Here is a 14,881-nt window from a genome sequence, read left to right as displayed (position 1 = left end):
CACCTTCACTCAGGCGGGCTCACCGGCTTGCGGGACGGCCCGGCAGATCGATGTCGAAGAAGTCCTGGCCCGCGGCGACGCGGCGGATCGTGGCGAGCAGGTCCTCCAGCAGCCCCGCCTTCAGCAGCAGACCCGCGCCGCCCGCGGCGGCGATCCGGGCCACCACGGAGCGGTCCGCTCCCCCGGTGAAGATGAGGACACGCGTGTGCCCGCACTGTTCGCGCAGTGTGCCGATCGCGTCGATGCCATCGCCGTCGGGCAGGCGCCGGTCCAGCAGCACCACGTCGGGCTGCAGTTCGGCGGTGGCGGCGACGGCCTCCTCGATCGAGCGGGCCTGCCCGACGAGTTCGATATCGGTGACCGTCTCGAAGGCGGAGTCCAGCGCCATCGCGACCAGCGAATGGTCCTCCACCAGCAACAGCCGGATGGGACTTCCCTCGGGGCGGCTGGACACGGGTTCGGCCACGCTTCATCTCCCACCTGGCTGTGCGACGCGAGCCGAGTTTAAGCCGCTCAGAGATTTGTGGCGAGGCCCAAAGGGGTTTCCAATTCCACCTCTGGCCGCCTTTTACCACGGCGGGAGACAATTTCCGGAATGGGTCGCGGTGCGATATCTGCTGACCCTTTCCGCATTCGCGCTCAGGCCACGTGCAGGCGCCGGATCGTGCTGCGGTGGAAGACGATCGGCGACACGTCGGGCCGGGTGGTCAGCTCGTTGATCCGCAGCACGACGATCGCGTGGTCGCCCGCCGGGACCTGATCGGTGACCGTGGTGTCGAGCCACAACCCCGCGTCGTGAATGAATACCGCACCGCCGCCGTGGGTTTCGGTCGTCAGGCCCGCGAAGCGGTCTCCCGTTTTGGCCGCCAGAACGCGCACCGCCCGGTCGTGCGCCTCGCCGAGCACGGTGATCCCGATATGGGGCGCCGGCGCGAGGCGCGGCCACGTGGTGGAGGTGTTCTGCACGCAGAACGACACCAGCGGCGGGTCCAGCGACACCGGCACGAAGGTGCTCGCGGCCATGCCCAGCCGCTCCCCGTCCACCTCGGCGCAGATCGCGACCACACCGGTCGGGAACTGGCCGAACGCCTCGCGCAGGGTGGTCTGGTCCAGATCGGTCTTCACGCCAGCACCGCCTTCAGCGCCGGCGCCCAGCGCCGGGTGTAGTCGGCGATGCGGGTGTCCTCGGTGTAGGTGCTGTCGATCAGGTACAGGCCCGGGGCCGGGGTGGTCGCGCCGAGTTCGACGAGCACGGGTTTGAGCAGCAGGTCGGGGGCGAGCGCGTGCCCCGGTCCGGCGCCGAGCATCAGTGGCACCGCGACCACGTCCTTGAGCCCGTCACCGGTGGCGAACTGGTCGAGGAACAGCTTGAGGACACCGGTGTAGGTGGCTTTGAAGGTGGGGCTGGCGAACACGACCAGATCGGACCCGGCGACGGTCTTGACCGCGGCGGCGACGTCCGGATCGCCCCAGCCGAGCAGGCCGGGCCCGAGCGTGATGACGTCGATGACGCTGTCCGGGGCGCGGCCGCTCACCGCTTCCGCGAGCCGGGTGGCGGCATCGAGCGTGCGCGAGCCGGGCTTCGGGTTGCCCGCGACCACCGTGACCTTCATCGTTGGAAGCCTCCTCCGCGCTCGCCCACCGGATGGTTTCACCGACCACACTTCACCCCTCGATCCTCGATGTCGAAGCGGCCCGAGGAGTGGACATCGCGACGCAGATCACGTCGTCGCGGCCGGGATTTCCCGGCGATCGTGACCGGCGCTGGTCACGGCGTCGGCAGCGCCCGCTCCGCGATGTCGAGCACCGCCCGCAGCGCCGCCGAGGGATTGTCCTCGCGCCACGCCAGCGCCGCCTGCAGGCGGATCCGTTGCCCCGCCAGCGGCCGGTAGACCAGGCCCGTCTGCTGGATGTGCTGGCACGACGTGAGCGTCAGCGTCACCCCGACCCCGGCGGCGACGAGCGCGAGGATCGTGTACGAATCCGGCGCCTCCTGCACGATCCTCGGCGCGAACCCGGCGTCGGCGCAGGCCCGCACGGTCGCGTCGCGCAGCGTCGACCCGGCGTTGGCGGGGAACGAGACGAACGGCTGCCCGGCCAGGTCCCCGATCGGCACGCGATCGAGGCCGGTCAGCGGGTGATCGGAGGGCAGCGCGCACAGCATCTCCTCCTCGTCGACGACCCGCGTCCGGATGCCCGGCGTCGTGACCGGCAGCCGCACGAAACCGAGGTCGAGCGACCCGTCGGCGACCTTGGCCAGTGCGACGTTGGCGTAGGTCTGGCCGCGCATCACCAGCTCCAGCCCGGGATGCGCGGCCCGCACGGCCCTGGTCAGCGTCGGCAGGCTCTCGTGGCTCGACGCGCCGGCGAATCCGATCGTGACGCGTCCGTACTCGCCCCGGCCCGCCGCCCGCACCACGCGCTCGGCCTGGTCCAGCTCCTCGAACACGCGCCGCACCGGCGCCACGAACGCCTCCCCCGCGCTGGTCAGCCGCACCGACCGGGTGTTGCGCTCGAACAGCTGCACACCCAGCTCCTTTTCCAGCAGCCGGATCTGCTGGCTCAGCGGCGGCTGGGCCATCCGCAGCCGCCGTGCCGCGCGGCCGAAATGCAGCTCCTCGGCGACGGCGAGGAACGAGGTCAGGTGCCGCAGCTCCATTGATATCCAACTCGTCTCGATCTGACTCGAATTCTGAATTGGACACTAAACAATCGGCCTGACAGGGTGAGAGACTGGGTATGGCCGCGATGAGGAGGGCGTCAATGCGTATCAGGATCGTCGGCACCGGCGTGATGGGCCGGGGCATCGCACAGTGGGCCGCCACCGCGGGGCACACGGTCGAGCTGGCCGACGCGCGCCCCGAATCGGTCGGCGAGGCGGTCGCCTTCGTCCGCTCGATGCTCGACCGCGCCGTCGAGAAAGGCCGCACAACAGCCGAGGACGCCGCCACGATCGTGGACCGGCTCATCCCCCTGTCCTCCCCCGCCGAGCCGGGCGACGTGGACCTGGTCGTCGAGGCCGTGCGCGAAGACATCGAGACGAAGGCGGCGCTGTTCGGCGAACTGGAGAAGGCCCTGCCCGCGACGACGGTGTTCGCGACGAACACCTCGTCCCTGCCGATCACCCAGATCGGCGCCACGCTCGGCGATCCGTCGCGGCTGGCGGGCCTGCACTTCTTCAACCCGGTGCCACTGATGAAGATCGTCGAGGTGATCCCCGGCGCCGCGACCCGGCCGGAGATCGTGGACACGCTGACCACGCTCGTCCGCGACACCGGGCACCGCGCGGTCGTCGTGAGCGACACGCCGGGCTTCCTGATCAACCACGCCGGGCGCGGGCTGGTCACCGAGGCGCTCGCGCTGCTGGAGGAGAAGGTCGCCGAACCCGCGGTGCTCGACCGCATCGCCCGCGACGTGCTGGGCCTGAAGATGGGCCCGTTCGAGCTGATGGACCTCACCGGCCTCGACGTGACCGCGACGGTGATCGAGTCGATCTGGACCGGATTCCGCTACGCCGACCGGCTGCGCGCCTCGTACCTGACGCCGAACCGCGTCGCGGCGGGCCTGCACGGGCGCAAGACGGGCCGCGGCTGGTTCGACCACGGCACCGGCGCCGGGCCGCTCACCGAACCGGAGATCACCGGCGACGCCACGCGCCCGGTGTGGGCCGAGCGGGCCGTCCGCGACGCGCTCCCCGAGGCGCACTGGCAGGAGTCCGCCGAGTCGCTGGTGCTGGTGGCGACCTGGGGCACGACGGTCGCGGCCGCCGTCGCGGAGCAGGGCCTGCCCGCGGACCGTACCTTCGGCGTGGACCCGCTGTCGCTGGACACCGGCCGTCGCGTACTGGCCGTCACGCCCGCCGCCGATCCCGTGGCGGCCCGCGACGCCGCGGCGGTTCTGGCCTCCGGTGGGAAAAAGGTGTCGATCGTGCGGGACACCGCGGGCAGCGTGGCGCAGCGGCTGCTGTCGTCGATCGTGTCGGTCGCCGCGGCGATCGCCGAGCAGGGCATCGCCTCGCCCGCCGACATCGATCTCGGTGTCACCACCGGTCTCGGCTACCCGGTCGGCCCGCTGGCCTGGGGTGAGCGGGTGGGCGCGGACCGCCTCCTCGCGTTGCAGCGTGCGCTGCACGCGAGTACCGGCGATCCGCGCTACCGGCCCACTCGCTGGGTCACCGAACGCGCCCAGCTCGGCCTGCCGCTGACCGAGGCGGGCACGTCACCCGCGGACGTCTAGCGCGGCCTCCGGCTCCGTCTCGGCCGGGCGTTCCCGCGGCACCTTGAGGAACGCGAGCATGATCGCGCACACCACGAGGCAGCCGATCGGGAAGTACAGCCCGGCCGAGACGTTGTTCACGGTCGCGCTCTTGCCGATCACGTACGGGCCGAAGAACCCGCCGAGCGCGGCGATCGAGTTGATCGCGGCCAGCCCGACCGCGGTGTGCTCCTTCGACAGCACACGCGAAGCCATCGCCCAGTACGGCGCCATGTAGCCGAGCACGCCCACCGCGACCATGGACAGGCAGGTCAGCGCGATCACCGGGGTGTGCCGGAATTCGATGGTGCCGAACAGTCCGACGGCGGCCAGCAGCATCAGGAAGATGACGTGCCCGCGCCGTTCACCGGTGCGGTCGGAGTTGCGCGCGACCACGAGCATCCCGACCGCGCCGACCAGGAACGGGATCGCGCCGAGGAAACCGATGTTGGTCGCCGAGTACGACGAGTCCATCTGCTTCACGATCTGCGGCAGGAAGAACGTGAAGCCGTACAGCCCGCACGCCGCGAAGAAGTTGGCCACCGCCAGGTAGAGCACCTTGCGGTCCTTCATGATGCGCAGCTGACCGAGGAAGGTCTCCTTCTCCTCGGGCCGGTACTCCTTGGCGATCTCGCCTTCCAGCCACGCGCTCTCCTCACGCGTGAGGAAGCGGGCCTTGCTCGGCACGTTCGGCAGGTAGGCCAGCACGACGATGCCGATCAGCACGGCGGGAATGCCCTGCAGCAGGAACACCCAGCGCCAGCTGGACAGGCCGAACCAGTGCACGTGGTCCAGGATCAGGCCGCCGGTGAGGCTGCCGATGATCATCGCGACCGGCTGCGCCAGCGCCAGCCCGGCGATCGCACGGCCGCGGTCCTTGTCGCGGTACCACAGGGTCAGGTACAGCAGCAGGCCCGGGAACAGCCCCGCTTCGGCGACGCCGAGCAGGATCCGGGCGATGTAGAGCTGCGGGATGTTGTGCACGAACCCGGTGACGCCGGTGACGATGCCCCACGTGATCGCGATGCGGGCCAGCCACAACCGGGCTCCGACCTTCTTCATGATCATGTTGCTGGGCACTTCGAACACCACGTAGGCGAGGAAGAAGATCGCCGCCGCGGTACCGAAGATGGCCGCCGTGATCGCCAGCTCGTGCTGCATTCCCAGCTGCGCGTAGCTGATGTTCGACCGGTCCATGTAGTTGAACACGTACAGCAGGCCGATCAGCGGCATGATCCGGCTTGTCACCTTCCGGACCGTGCGTGTGCCGAGCTCGGTCTCCATGTCATCTCCTCGTTGAAATGCGTCGAGCGCTGTTGTGGCCGGCGATCCGGCCGAAGGTCAGTGCGTTGGCGACGGCGTTGCCGCCGCCCACGTAGCGCAGGCCGAGCACCCCGGCACCGGCCTCGCCTGCGGCGAACAGCCCCGGGATCACCTCGCCCCGCTCGTCCAGGACGGCGGCGTCGCCGTCGATCCGCATGCCGGCGTGGGTGCACACCAGTTCCGCGGGAAGGATGCGTGCGGCGTAGAAGGGTGCTTCGCCGATCGGGGCCGGAGGCTCGGTGGAGCCCTTGTTGGCCAGGGTGCGGTGCCGCAGGAATTCGGGGTCTGTTCCGTTCGGCAGTCGGTCGTTCCAGCGGTCGATCGTCGCGGTCAGCGCCGCGGCGGGGACGCCGATCTTGCCCGCGAGTTCCTCGACGGTGGCCGCGCGAATGGTGCGTCCCGCCTCGGCTTCCCGCAGCACGACCTCGGCGTCCCAGTGCGCGTACCCCGGTGGCAGTTCGCGGCGGGCGCGCTCGTCGAAGATCGCCCACACGGTCCCGCCCTGCGCGTCGATGATGCCGCTGGACACCGCGTAGGAGGCGTCCTCGTCCATGAACCGGCGGCCGTGCGAGTTGACGTAGATCCGGGACTTGGGCGGGAAACCGGACTGCCAGTGGTGCAGACGCTGGAAGTAGGCGGTCGGCAGCATCAGGCCCCAGCCGTCACCGGCCAGCGTCGCCCCGACCTGCTCGCCCCAGGCGATGTGGTCTCCCCTGCTGCCCTCGGCGGCGACGACGAACAGATCGTCCCCGGCGCGCAGCGCGGCCGGGTAGTACTTCGCCAGCAGTTCCGGGTTCCGGGCGAAGCCCCCGCTGGCGACCACGACCGCGTCGGCGCGGACTTCGAGGTCGTCGGCGACGACACCGCTCACCCGGCCGTCGTCCTGCAGGAGTCGTTGTACCCGCGTGTTGAGCACGATCTCGACGCCGTTGGCGCGGGCCGCTTTAGCGAGCACCTGCACCAGGCCGAACCCCTGGTCCTTGGGCACGTGCCCGCGCCACACGTCCTCCACCCCGGCCTGGCACAGGCCCGGCATGTGGGCGTTGGCCGACACCTTCGCCGGGATCTCAACGCCGAGGCCGATCAGCCATTCCACGGTCGGCGCCGCGTGCTCGCAGAACGTGCGGATCAGGCCCGGGTTCAGCATCCAATGGTTGAGGTCCATGTAGTGCTGGAAGAACTTCTCCGGCGTGTCCTCGATGCCGAGTCCCTTTTGGACGCTCGTACCCGCCGCGGTGAACATGCCCGCCGAGAGCTGCGTCGAGCCGCCGAGTTCCGTTTCGGACTCGAACAGCAGAACCTTCGCACCCTCTTCGGCCGCGGACACCGCGGCCGCGAGACCGGCGCCGCCGCCACCGATCACGATGACGTCGTAGTCGTTCACAGCTGCCCTCCCGACTCGGCGATGATGCGGTGGTACAGGCCGTTCGAGACCAGCCCACCGTCCACAGTGACCTCACTGCCGTTCATGTAGGTCGAGCGGTCCGACAGCAGGAACAGCACGACGTTCGTGATCTCCTCCGGCGTCGCCATCCGGCCCGCCGGTGTGCTCGCCACCGCCGATTCGACGAACCCGTCGGAACCCTCGAGCAGCGCCGTGCCGACCATCCCGGGGTGCACGGAGTTGACCCGGATACCCCACTTCGCGAAGTTGCCCGCGGCCGATTTGGACAGTCCGGTCAGACCCCATTTGCTGGAGGAGTACGCGGGCGAGAAGTAGCCGATCTGTCCCGAGATCGACGAGATGTTGACGATCGAACCGCCGCCGGAGTCCCGCATCAGCTCCGCGACGGCCTTCATCCCGTAGAACGGGCCGAACAGGTTGATACGAAGGACTTTTTCCCAGATCTCGTCGGTGGTGTCCAGGAACTCCAGCCGGCGCGAGATGCCCGCGTTGTTGACCAGCCCGCCGAGTTCGCCGCGGGTTTCGCGGATCTCGGCGACGACCCGGGCCCACGCGGCGGGGTCGGTCACGTCGAGCGTGTGCGCCGAGGCCGAACCACACTTCGCGGCGATCTCCTCGACCACCGGGGTCGCGTCGGCGACGTCGGCCAGGCACACGTGCGCGCCCTCCGCGGCCAGCGCTTTCGCGTGGCTCGCGCCCATGCCCGCCGCCGCGCCCGTGATCAGCACGACGCCCGGGTACCGCTCAGACATGCCGGGAACCGCCGTCGACCGCGATGCTGTGGCCGGTGACGTAGCGGGCGCTGTCGGAGAGCAGGAACAGCAGCGGCCCGACGACCTCCTCCGGGGAACCGAGGCGGTGCAGCGGCACGACGTCGAGCGCGTGCTGGAGCGCCTGCGGGTCCTCCTTGACCCAGCGGGTCATCTCGGTGTCGATGTAGCCGGGAGCGATCGCGTTGACGCGGATTCCCTTGTCCCCCAGCTCCACCGCGAGCGATTCGGTGAGGTGCGCCACCGCCGCCTTCGACGTGCAGTAGGCGCCGCGGCCCTTGCGCACGCGCAACGCGGAGACCGAGGACATGTTCACGATCGCGCTGCCGGGCTCCATGTGCCGGGCCGCGGCCTGCGCGCCGTAGAGGACACCCTCGACGTTGACCGAGAGCGTCGCGCTGATCTGTTCCGGCGTGATCTCGTCGACGAGCGCGAACGGGAAAATGCCCGCGTTGTTGACCCAGAAGTCCAGGCGCCCGAAGCGCTCCAGTGCCAGCTGGGCGACGGCCTCGTGCTCGTCCGGTTTGGTCACGTCCACCGTGGCCGCCACGACCTGGCCGGGTTTCTCCTGCGCGGCAAGGCTTTGGTTGATCTCGGCCGCGGTCGTCTCCATCTGCTCGGGGTTGATGTCCGCGGCGATGACGTGCACTCCGCGCGTGGCGAGCGCGGCGGTGAAGCGGGCACCCATGCCCCGGGCCGCTCCGGTGACGACCGCGGCCTTGCCCGCGAACTCGGGGTAGACGGCGGTCATCGGCTCGTGCTGGACACGGCCAGTCATGTGGTTCTCCTGTCTTGTCAGCGGTTTTGGTCGTCGCGGCGGACTTCCCGGCGCCGGATGCGCCAGGTGCCGTCGAAGCTGAGGCGGTCGGTGATCGTCGTCTGCCTGACCAGGCGCGACGGTCCGTCCGGAGCGGTGTGGACGATCTGAAGGTAAGCGACCACCGTGGCCTCGTGCTCGGTGGCCTGCTCGATGTAGAGATTGGTGATCACGTGCCGCGTGACGCCGTCGCCCGCGGCGAACCGTTCGGCGAAGGCGATCAGCTCGTCGGTCCCGGCGACGGGGGCCGGGTAGCTCGGCGAGTGGAACTCCCCGTCGGAGGTGAAGGTCGCCGCCCAGTCACGGGCGCGGCCGCCGTCGATGAAATGGCTCTGCGCGGCGTAGAGCTGATGGACGCGCAGCAGCGTTTCGGCACTGACGTCAGCGACGACACCGGGATTCACGACTACCTCTTCTTCGGGGCTTGCACGCTGTCCTAGGCGTGCTATTATCGCACCTACCGTGCGATGTACGGACACATTAAGCACGCTGTCGTGCGCCCGTCAAGAGGAGTGGCATGTCCCTGCCCGAGGTGAAGATCGACTCCGGGATGTCGAAGACGCTGCATCATGGGGTGCGGGTGCTGGAGTTGCTGGTCGCGCATCCACAGGGCCTGACGCTGACCGAGATCGCGGACGGCGTGGGTGTGCACCGGACCGTGGCGCACCGCCTCGTGCGCACGCTGGAGGCGCACCAGTTGTGCAGGCGTGACAAGTTCAAGCGGATCTCGCTGGCCGCCGGCCTGGTGCGCCTGGCGGAGCCGGTTGAACAGGATTTACGCACCCTGGCCAGGCCGGTGCTGGAGGAACTGGGCGAGGCCACCCAGGCGACGGCGCACCTGGTCGTGCGCGAGACGGCGACGCGGGTGCGGATGCTGATGATCGTGGAGCCCAGGCAGGCGCCGATGCACGTGAGTTTCCGCCCCGGGCAGGTGGACCCGATCGATCGCGGGTCGGCGGGCCTCGCGATGCTGGCCGCCGCCCCGGCGCTCGATGGCGAGCGCGACGAGGTTGCACGGGCCCGCGCGCGGGGTTTCGCCGTGTCCTACGGGGAGATCGCGCCCGGCATCGTCGGAGTCTCGGCGGTCGTCCCCCGGCCGGCGGGGGCCACGCAGATCAGCATCGGCGTGTCCCTGTTCAAGGCCTCGGAGGAGGATCACCTGGGCGGCCAGGTGGTCGAAGCGGCCACGCGCCTAGCCACCCAACTCCGGTGACGTTGCGTGAGCAACTGATCCTTATATCGCAACTGTGCGTCGCAACAGTCAAGGCCCCCCGGTTTCAGGGCTGTAGTGCATGGTCTAATCTGTTCACACGCAAGTCCGAGTGGCGGAATGGCAGACGCGCTAGCTTGAGGTGCTAGTGCCCGTAAAGGGCGTGGGGGTTCAAGTCCCCCCTCGGACACAGTTTTGTCGCATCCCTGCTACATCTGACGTACTGGTGCTCGAACGAACTCCAACACCGTGGACCGGCGTTCTGCCGGACCCGGTCACGTCTGTGGCGGCGGCGGTGGTGGGCATGACCGGTGCTGTGATTGCCTCGGTCGCCGTCCCGGCCACACGGGTCCGGGACGGGCGTTCCCCGATGGCCGCGTCGAACCGGCCGCTGCCGTTGCCCACCGTCCCCACGCCGCGCACCGAGACCGCCGTGTACGGGCTGGCAGCCGTGGACTGCCGCGGGCGGGTCGCCGATCGCACGGTGTTCGCTGCATTGGGCTGGGTAGCCGGGACACCGCTGGCCATCAGCGTCACCGACAGAACGCTGGTGATCGGCACCGACCCCGGTGGCGTGTTCGGCATGACCAGCCAGGGGCATCTCCGGCTTCCTGCACATGTACGGCACCGCTGCGGCCTGGTCTCGGGCGACCGTGTGCTGCTGGCCGCCTACCCCGAGCGCAGTGTGCTTTTCGTGCACCCGCCGGCGGTGCTGGACCGGCTGCTCGCCGACTGCCACGCGGCCCTGTTGGGCGGTGATCGCCCATGACCGCACACCGCCATCAGCATGGTGTGTCGGTAAACCGGGCTGCCGATCTCGACGCCGCCCGGCTGTTGCTGGCTCGGATGGATGTCACCGCCGAAGACCTGCTTCGCGAGCCGGCCACCGCGCGACCGCTGCAGACCTTCGCCGAATACATCCCCGTCGTGTCCGATGCGGTCTCCGAGGGCACTCGCCGCGTCTACACCTCCTACTGGAACCGCATCATCGAGCACTGGGGGCACCGCCGCCTGGACGAACCAACACCCTCAGAGATCAAACACCTCGTCGAGCACATCAGGGCTACGGTTGTCCCCCGCCGGAACGCCCGCGGCGGACGCAGCGCCGGCGAACACCTGATCGCCGCCCTGCGCTGCCTGTACAAGCACGCCGAAGACGACCGCCTCATCGACCCCGGCGACAACCCCGCCCGCAAGGTCGCCAAACCCGCACGACTCCCCTCGACGCGCCGCGCGGTCGCGGGCGACCGGCTGGCCGAGATCAACCACACCGCGGCCACCACCGGCAACGACCCAGCCCTCGACACCCTCATCCTGCGGCTGCACACCGAGACCGCGTGCCGCCGCGGTGGTGCGCTCGCTCTCCGGCCGCAAGATCTCGATCCGGAGCAGTGTCTCGTCCGGCTGAGGGAGAAAGGCGAAACCGTACGTTGGCAACCGGTCTCGCCGACGTTGATGGCGCACCTGCAGCACCATGCCGACGAGCGAGGGGCTCCCCGCGATGGACAGCTACTTCGTTACGCCGACGGGCGTCCCATCACCACCCGCCGCTATGACCACCTCTGGACTCGGTTGGGCAAGCATTTGCCCTGGGTGGCGACCCAGCAAATCTCCACGCACTGGCTCCGGCACACTACGTTGACCTGGGTCGAGCGCAACTTCGGCTACGCCGTGGCCCGTGCCTATGCCGGGCACGCCGACCACGGCAGCAATGCCGGAACCACCACGACCTACGTCCGCGCCAACATCAACGAAGTTGCTGCTGCGCTAGGGGCTCTCACGGGCGAACCACATCCCATTGCCTAAGAGATCGGCGGCGCGTGGGTGCGTCGAGTGAGTCGCACCGGCGCTTGCTCCACGCACCCACGATGAGAGGCGCGCTAGCGAAAAAGGAAACTCGGCGGTCTGAGGCGGAGCCTCACTGGGTAACCGCTCGATCAGCGGGAAGGCTGCCATCAGGCGGAACGATCGAAACCGGCTCCGATCGGGATGTCGGCATTTCGCGTGGGTCGGGGCGGACGCAGGTTGCAACGCCCCCGAGCATGCGCCCGGCAATCGAAGAACGTTGGCCTCTTCGAAACCGGACGTCCACGTTCAGCCAGTCGGTCCGCATTTCCCGTAGGTGGTTGCCGAGCGCTACCGGCGGTGCAGTAGATGCACCGGGGGTATTGTCCGGTGTCATGGTCGACGCTCTGCCACTCCGCATCTTTCTGGCCTCGCCTGGTGACCTTGTAGATGAGCGTGCCGCTGTTCAAGCTTGCGTTGACGAGTACAACGCTAGGCGCAGCGCCGAAAGCGTTGTCACCTACGACGTCGTGGGGTGGGAGCGCGTGCGAGGGACTGCCCGGAGACCGCAGGAGGCGATCAACGAGCTCATCAGTGAGAGTCACTTTCTGGTCGCGTTGTTCAAGGGATCGTGGGGAAGCGAGCCAGGTAGTCCCTGGGGATACACGTCCGGCACCGAGGAGGAGCTCTTCACCGGCCTGCTTGAACTCGGCATGGCTGAGCAGCCGATGCGGGACGTGTGGGTGGCCTTCCTCGACCACCCCTCGCCCGCTGAGCGGATTGTAGGACTCCGGCGGCAGTTGTCTCGAGATCACGCAATGATGTACGAGGCAATCGCCGACATCCGTGAGCTCAAGCAGAAGCTGACTGAACGTCTCGAAGGCTGGGAGGCGCTAGCAGGATCCAAGGTCCACAGGCACGTCAACTTGCTGTCATCGACGGGGAAGGAGGTCCTACGAGCAGCAAGCCTCCGGCTACGTGGTGAGAAGCTAGTAGAGCTTGGTCAGCCCGACGCGGGACGGGAGGCGCTCAGCGAGGCTGCTGTCTTGGGCGGGCCGCGCGAGCACTTGGCCTACGCCAGATTTCTGGGTCACCATGGGGAGCTCACCAAGGCTCATGCCTTCACACAGCGAGCCATCGACCACTTCGCCAGCGGAGCCTCGGACCTGTACTCACCGCTCGCGGCGGAGGCTTTCGCTGCTCAGGCAAGGATACTGCGTCGGCAAGGGCGTGACGTTGACGCCATCGGACGGCTCGAACACGCGCTGACTCTTCTCGGCGAACGCGAGGACGTCGACGCGCAAGAAGTCCGCTGCCGAATTCTCGACGACCTGGGACTCGCGCATCAGAAGACCGGCCACCTCGCGTCCGCTCGACGCGACTTCGAAGCGGCTCTCAAACCTAGACGCGAGTCTCGACCCGGCTTGGAGGTGTGCCAATCGCTCGTGAATCTGGCCAGGCTCGAGGTTCGTGCGGGCAACTTGGAGACCGCAGCCGCCTATGCGGATGAGGTGGTCACGACTCTACGCGGAACGCCCCCGACGACACTTCACGCCAATGCCGAAGTGCTGGTCGCGCAGGTGCGTCTCCGGCAGGGCCGACCAGTCGAGGGCCTGCCACACGCCGAGCGGGCGCTATCCCTTAACCAGCAGATCGCGAGCAGGCACGGAGAGGCCATCTCCCGGCTTCTCCTTGCCCAGTGCTGCCGTGCGGCAGGAAAGGACGGTGACGCAGCGGACCATGCGCGCGCCTGTCTTGAAATGAACAAGTCGATGGGAGACGAGGTAGGCATTGGCCGCGCGCAGTGGATCCTCGACCAACTAGCCGAGTGACCGAGCAATAAGCCCCACTCAGTGCAGAACGACGATGCCACGGGCGTCGACTTGGACGTAGTCGAGGCTCGGCCAAAACAGAGCCGTCAGCCGTCCGGACTTTCCGCCACACCCGGTGTCGAGCTGCGCCGAGTGATGCTCGATCCGCGGTAACTTGCCGACCGGCACGTGGGCGCCAATTCGAAACTTGGGTGTCGATGCAGCCGGAAGAACATGCTGAGCGATCAAGTCGTCCGACTCGTATGTATCCGGCATGCGCCGGATCGCCTCCAGGTGTTCGGTCGGAAAGCTGGCGCGAAAGCTCTCGAGTACCTCGGGCGCGACTCGCCTGCCGACGTACGATCTGATGGTCATCGCCCCGCCCATCTTGAGGAATGCACTGAGGTCCCCAGTGTCCAGCGCCTCAAGCAGCGCCGTCTCGTGGTTCCCTGCAAGAAGCGTCGCACGCCCGGCTTGTGAGTACGCGAGGAGTTCCTGAATCACTTCGGCAGAGTGCGCACCCTTGTTGATGTAGTCGCCCAGGAATACCGCATGTGAACGACCGCGCATGTCCAGGGCGTGCCACAGCCCGCGGAGAGCGCTCAAGTTTCCGTGAACGTCGCCCACGAATACGACTTCGGTATTCACAGGAGGATCTTCTCCATCTCGGCGTAGCCGGAGCCCTTGCCGGTGACGCCCAGGGCCATGAACGCCATCGAGAGGAGGTCGCTTGCGCTTCCCCATTCGTTGACGATGGTGGCTTCGAGGGACCCGTGTTCACTGGGCGGGAATTCGCCAACGATCCCGCGCAGCCGAGACAGGCACTCATCGAAGTCGGCGATCGTCGGTTCACCTGGTTGCCTCGATGCCAGGAGTCGAGCCAAGTCCGGGTCATCGTGCCGGACGGCGAGCTCTCGCACGGAGAAGCAGGAGTCATCGTCCGCTATAGCCTGCGCGTACAGGCAGCTACGCAGCAGGTAGCGGGCTTCACGCAGGAGGCCGGGAAGATATTTTGGCAGGTCCCGCTCCGGGTTGGTGAAAAGTTCAGACATACACCGCACACGCGCAAGGAGCCGGTCGGTGTCGACCTCACCCATATCATCGACTGCGCGGGTCAGATGGCCGGAATGGTCCCAGATCACCTTGGCGTCGCGCTTGAGGTGAGCCCCGAAGAGCGTGCCCACGCCGGTCGAGAGTTGCTGGCGGGTGTAGTAGCTGACGTTCACATCACCGGAGTAGGTGCTAGGCCTGGGAGCCGCCACCAATGCCAGCACGTCCAGGTCAGAACCCGGCACCGGGTCCCCGCGAGCCTGGCTTCCGTAAACCAACAGTCCTTCGACGTCTGCAGGCAGTTCGGGAAAGCTCTCCAGGACGTCGGGCGAGATCTTCATCCGTAGCAGTGCACTGACCACGTCGTCACGCATCCCGCTCGTTCCCAACGCTTGTCGTCCGCCTAACCACTCAGCACCGCCCGAACTTCCCCGACCCGCTGGAAACTACACGCGG

Annotated in this window: 16 protein-coding genes and 1 tRNA gene; 6 read left to right on the top strand and 11 right to left on the bottom strand. The window is 68.2% G+C overall.

Features of this window, described 5'->3' with window-relative positions; translation table 11 throughout:
* Positions 1 to 19: 19 nt before the first annotated feature.
* The 4 genes from HFP15_RS03955 to HFP15_RS03940 all read right to left on the bottom strand — a co-directional run bounded on the left by HFP15_RS03955 (position 20) and on the right by HFP15_RS03940 (position 2,659).
* Positions 20 to 466 (bottom strand): response regulator, encoded by a 447-nt coding sequence (locus tag HFP15_RS03955; RefSeq protein WP_168511527.1) that lies wholly within the window; start codon positions 464 to 466, stop codon positions 20 to 22.
* A gap of 173 nt (positions 467 to 639) precedes the next feature.
* Positions 640 to 1,125 carry a flavin reductase family protein gene (locus tag HFP15_RS03950; protein ID WP_168511525.1) on the bottom strand — a complete coding sequence of 162 codons (486 nt, stop codon included), beginning with the start codon at positions 1,123 to 1,125 and terminating at the stop codon, positions 640 to 642.
* Positions 1,122 to 1,613 (bottom strand): NADPH-dependent FMN reductase, encoded by a 492-nt coding sequence (locus HFP15_RS03945; protein ID WP_168511523.1) that lies wholly within the window; start codon positions 1,611 to 1,613, stop codon positions 1,122 to 1,124. Before HFP15_RS03945 ends, HFP15_RS03950 begins: the two co-directional genes overlap by 4 nt.
* A 155-nt stretch (positions 1,614 to 1,768) precedes the next feature.
* The gene (locus HFP15_RS03940) at positions 1,769 to 2,659 is read right to left on the bottom strand and encodes a LysR substrate-binding domain-containing protein (RefSeq protein ID WP_168511521.1); all 891 of its coding nucleotides are present in this window, start codon (positions 2,657 to 2,659) and stop codon (positions 1,769 to 1,771) included.
* Between the two features lie 104 nt (positions 2,660 to 2,763).
* On the opposite strand from HFP15_RS03940, the gene HFP15_RS03935 reads away from it, so the two are divergent.
* Entirely contained in the window at positions 2,764 to 4,236 is a 1,473-nt protein-coding gene (locus HFP15_RS03935) for a 3-hydroxyacyl-CoA dehydrogenase (protein ID WP_168511519.1), read from the top strand.
* On the opposite strand, the gene HFP15_RS03930 is transcribed toward HFP15_RS03935, so the two are convergent.
* From HFP15_RS03930 to HFP15_RS03910, 5 genes are read right to left on the bottom strand one after another with little or no spacing between them, the layout of a single operon-like run.
* Complete coding sequence (locus tag HFP15_RS03930) at positions 4,219 to 5,538, bottom strand: MFS transporter (RefSeq protein ID WP_168511517.1); 1,320 nt, start codon at positions 5,536 to 5,538, stop codon at positions 4,219 to 4,221. The two genes, HFP15_RS03935 and HFP15_RS03930, sit on opposite strands and share 18 nt — an antisense overlap.
* Before the next feature lies 1 nt (position 5,539).
* The gene (locus HFP15_RS03925; protein WP_168511515.1) at positions 5,540 to 6,961 is read right to left on the bottom strand and encodes an FAD-dependent oxidoreductase; all 1,422 of its coding nucleotides are present in this window, start codon (positions 6,959 to 6,961) and stop codon (positions 5,540 to 5,542) included.
* On the bottom strand, positions 6,958 to 7,734 hold the full coding sequence (locus tag HFP15_RS03920; protein ID WP_168511513.1) for an SDR family NAD(P)-dependent oxidoreductase: 777 nt from the start codon (positions 7,732 to 7,734) through the stop codon (positions 6,958 to 6,960). The genes HFP15_RS03925 and HFP15_RS03920 overlap by 4 nt, the downstream gene beginning before the upstream one ends.
* On the bottom strand, positions 7,727 to 8,530 hold the full coding sequence (locus HFP15_RS03915; protein WP_210716713.1) for an SDR family NAD(P)-dependent oxidoreductase: 804 nt from the start codon (positions 8,528 to 8,530) through the stop codon (positions 7,727 to 7,729). The genes HFP15_RS03920 and HFP15_RS03915 overlap by 8 nt, the downstream gene beginning before the upstream one ends.
* 17 nt (positions 8,531 to 8,547) lie before the next feature.
* The gene (locus tag HFP15_RS03910; protein WP_168511511.1) at positions 8,548 to 8,973 is read right to left on the bottom strand and encodes a nuclear transport factor 2 family protein; all 426 of its coding nucleotides are present in this window, start codon (positions 8,971 to 8,973) and stop codon (positions 8,548 to 8,550) included.
* 113 nt (positions 8,974 to 9,086) lie between these two features.
* Here HFP15_RS03910 and HFP15_RS03905 point away from each other — a divergent pair, with 113 nt between their 5' ends.
* From HFP15_RS03905 to HFP15_RS03885, 5 genes are all read left to right on the top strand, one after another.
* A complete protein-coding gene (locus HFP15_RS03905) occupies positions 9,087 to 9,782 on the top strand; it encodes an IclR family transcriptional regulator (RefSeq protein ID WP_246271375.1) in 696 nt (231 codons plus the stop codon).
* A 103-nt stretch (positions 9,783 to 9,885) separates the two neighbouring features.
* Positions 9,886 to 9,969: transfer RNA gene (locus tag HFP15_RS03900), tRNA-Leu, on the top strand.
* A gap of 114 nt (positions 9,970 to 10,083) precedes the next feature.
* Positions 10,084 to 10,548, top strand: a complete 465-nt coding sequence (locus tag HFP15_RS03895) for an AbrB/MazE/SpoVT family DNA-binding domain-containing protein (RefSeq protein ID WP_246271374.1) — start codon at positions 10,084 to 10,086, stop codon at positions 10,546 to 10,548.
* Positions 10,545 to 11,585, top strand: coding sequence for a tyrosine-type recombinase/integrase (locus HFP15_RS03890; RefSeq protein ID WP_168511509.1), 1,041 nt, complete (start codon positions 10,545 to 10,547; stop codon positions 11,583 to 11,585). The genes HFP15_RS03895 and HFP15_RS03890 overlap by 4 nt, the downstream gene beginning before the upstream one ends.
* A 374-nt stretch (positions 11,586 to 11,959) precedes the next feature.
* The gene (locus HFP15_RS03885; protein ID WP_168511507.1) at positions 11,960 to 13,396 is read left to right on the top strand and encodes a tetratricopeptide repeat protein; all 1,437 of its coding nucleotides are present in this window, start codon (positions 11,960 to 11,962) and stop codon (positions 13,394 to 13,396) included.
* An 18-nt stretch (positions 13,397 to 13,414) separates the two neighbouring features.
* On the opposite strand, the gene HFP15_RS03880 is transcribed toward HFP15_RS03885, so the two are convergent.
* Positions 13,415 to 14,023 carry a metallophosphoesterase gene (locus HFP15_RS03880; protein ID WP_168511505.1) on the bottom strand — a complete coding sequence of 203 codons (609 nt, stop codon included), beginning with the start codon at positions 14,021 to 14,023 and terminating at the stop codon, positions 13,415 to 13,417.
* A complete protein-coding gene (locus HFP15_RS03875) occupies positions 14,020 to 14,799 on the bottom strand; it encodes a nucleotidyltransferase domain-containing protein (protein WP_168511503.1) in 780 nt (259 codons plus the stop codon). Before HFP15_RS03875 ends, HFP15_RS03880 begins: the two co-directional genes overlap by 4 nt.
* Positions 14,800 to 14,881 lie beyond the last annotated feature (82 nt).

The sequence above is a fragment of the Amycolatopsis acididurans genome, assembly GCF_012328925.1.
Lineage (GTDB): Bacteria > Actinomycetota > Actinomycetes > Mycobacteriales > Pseudonocardiaceae > Amycolatopsis_E > Amycolatopsis_E acididurans.
This window is presented reverse-complemented; position numbering and strand designations above follow the sequence as displayed.

Excerpts from the sequence above, each read along its gene's own strand:
- HFP15_RS03945 (WP_168511523.1), bottom strand. The coding sequence starts at position 1,613 with ATGAAGGTCACGGTGGTCGCGGGCAACCCGAAGCCCGGCTCGCGCACG.
- HFP15_RS03940 (WP_168511521.1), bottom strand. The coding sequence starts at position 2,659 with ATGGAGCTGCGGCACCTGACCTCGTTCCTCGCCGTCGCCGAGGAGCTG.
- HFP15_RS03935 (WP_168511519.1), top strand. The coding sequence starts at position 2,764 with ATGCGTATCAGGATCGTCGGCACCGGCGTGATGGGCCGGGGCATCGCA.
- HFP15_RS03930 (WP_168511517.1), bottom strand. The coding sequence starts at position 5,538 with ATGGAGACCGAGCTCGGCACACGCACGGTCCGGAAGGTGACAAGCCGG.
- HFP15_RS03920 (WP_168511513.1), bottom strand. The coding sequence starts at position 7,734 with ATGTCTGAGCGGTACCCGGGCGTCGTGCTGATCACGGGCGCGGCGGCG.
- HFP15_RS03915 (WP_210716713.1), bottom strand. The coding sequence starts at position 8,530 with ATGACTGGCCGTGTCCAGCACGAGCCGATGACCGCCGTCTACCCCGAG.
- HFP15_RS03905 (WP_246271375.1), top strand. The coding sequence starts at position 9,087 with ATGTCCCTGCCCGAGGTGAAGATCGACTCCGGGATGTCGAAGACGCTG.
- HFP15_RS03895 (WP_246271374.1), top strand. The coding sequence starts at position 10,084 with ATGACCGGTGCTGTGATTGCCTCGGTCGCCGTCCCGGCCACACGGGTC.
- HFP15_RS03890 (WP_168511509.1), top strand. The coding sequence starts at position 10,545 with ATGACCGCACACCGCCATCAGCATGGTGTGTCGGTAAACCGGGCTGCC.
- HFP15_RS03885 (WP_168511507.1), top strand. The coding sequence starts at position 11,960 with ATGGTCGACGCTCTGCCACTCCGCATCTTTCTGGCCTCGCCTGGTGAC.
- HFP15_RS03875 (WP_168511503.1), bottom strand. The coding sequence starts at position 14,799 with ATGCGTGACGACGTGGTCAGTGCACTGCTACGGATGAAGATCTCGCCC.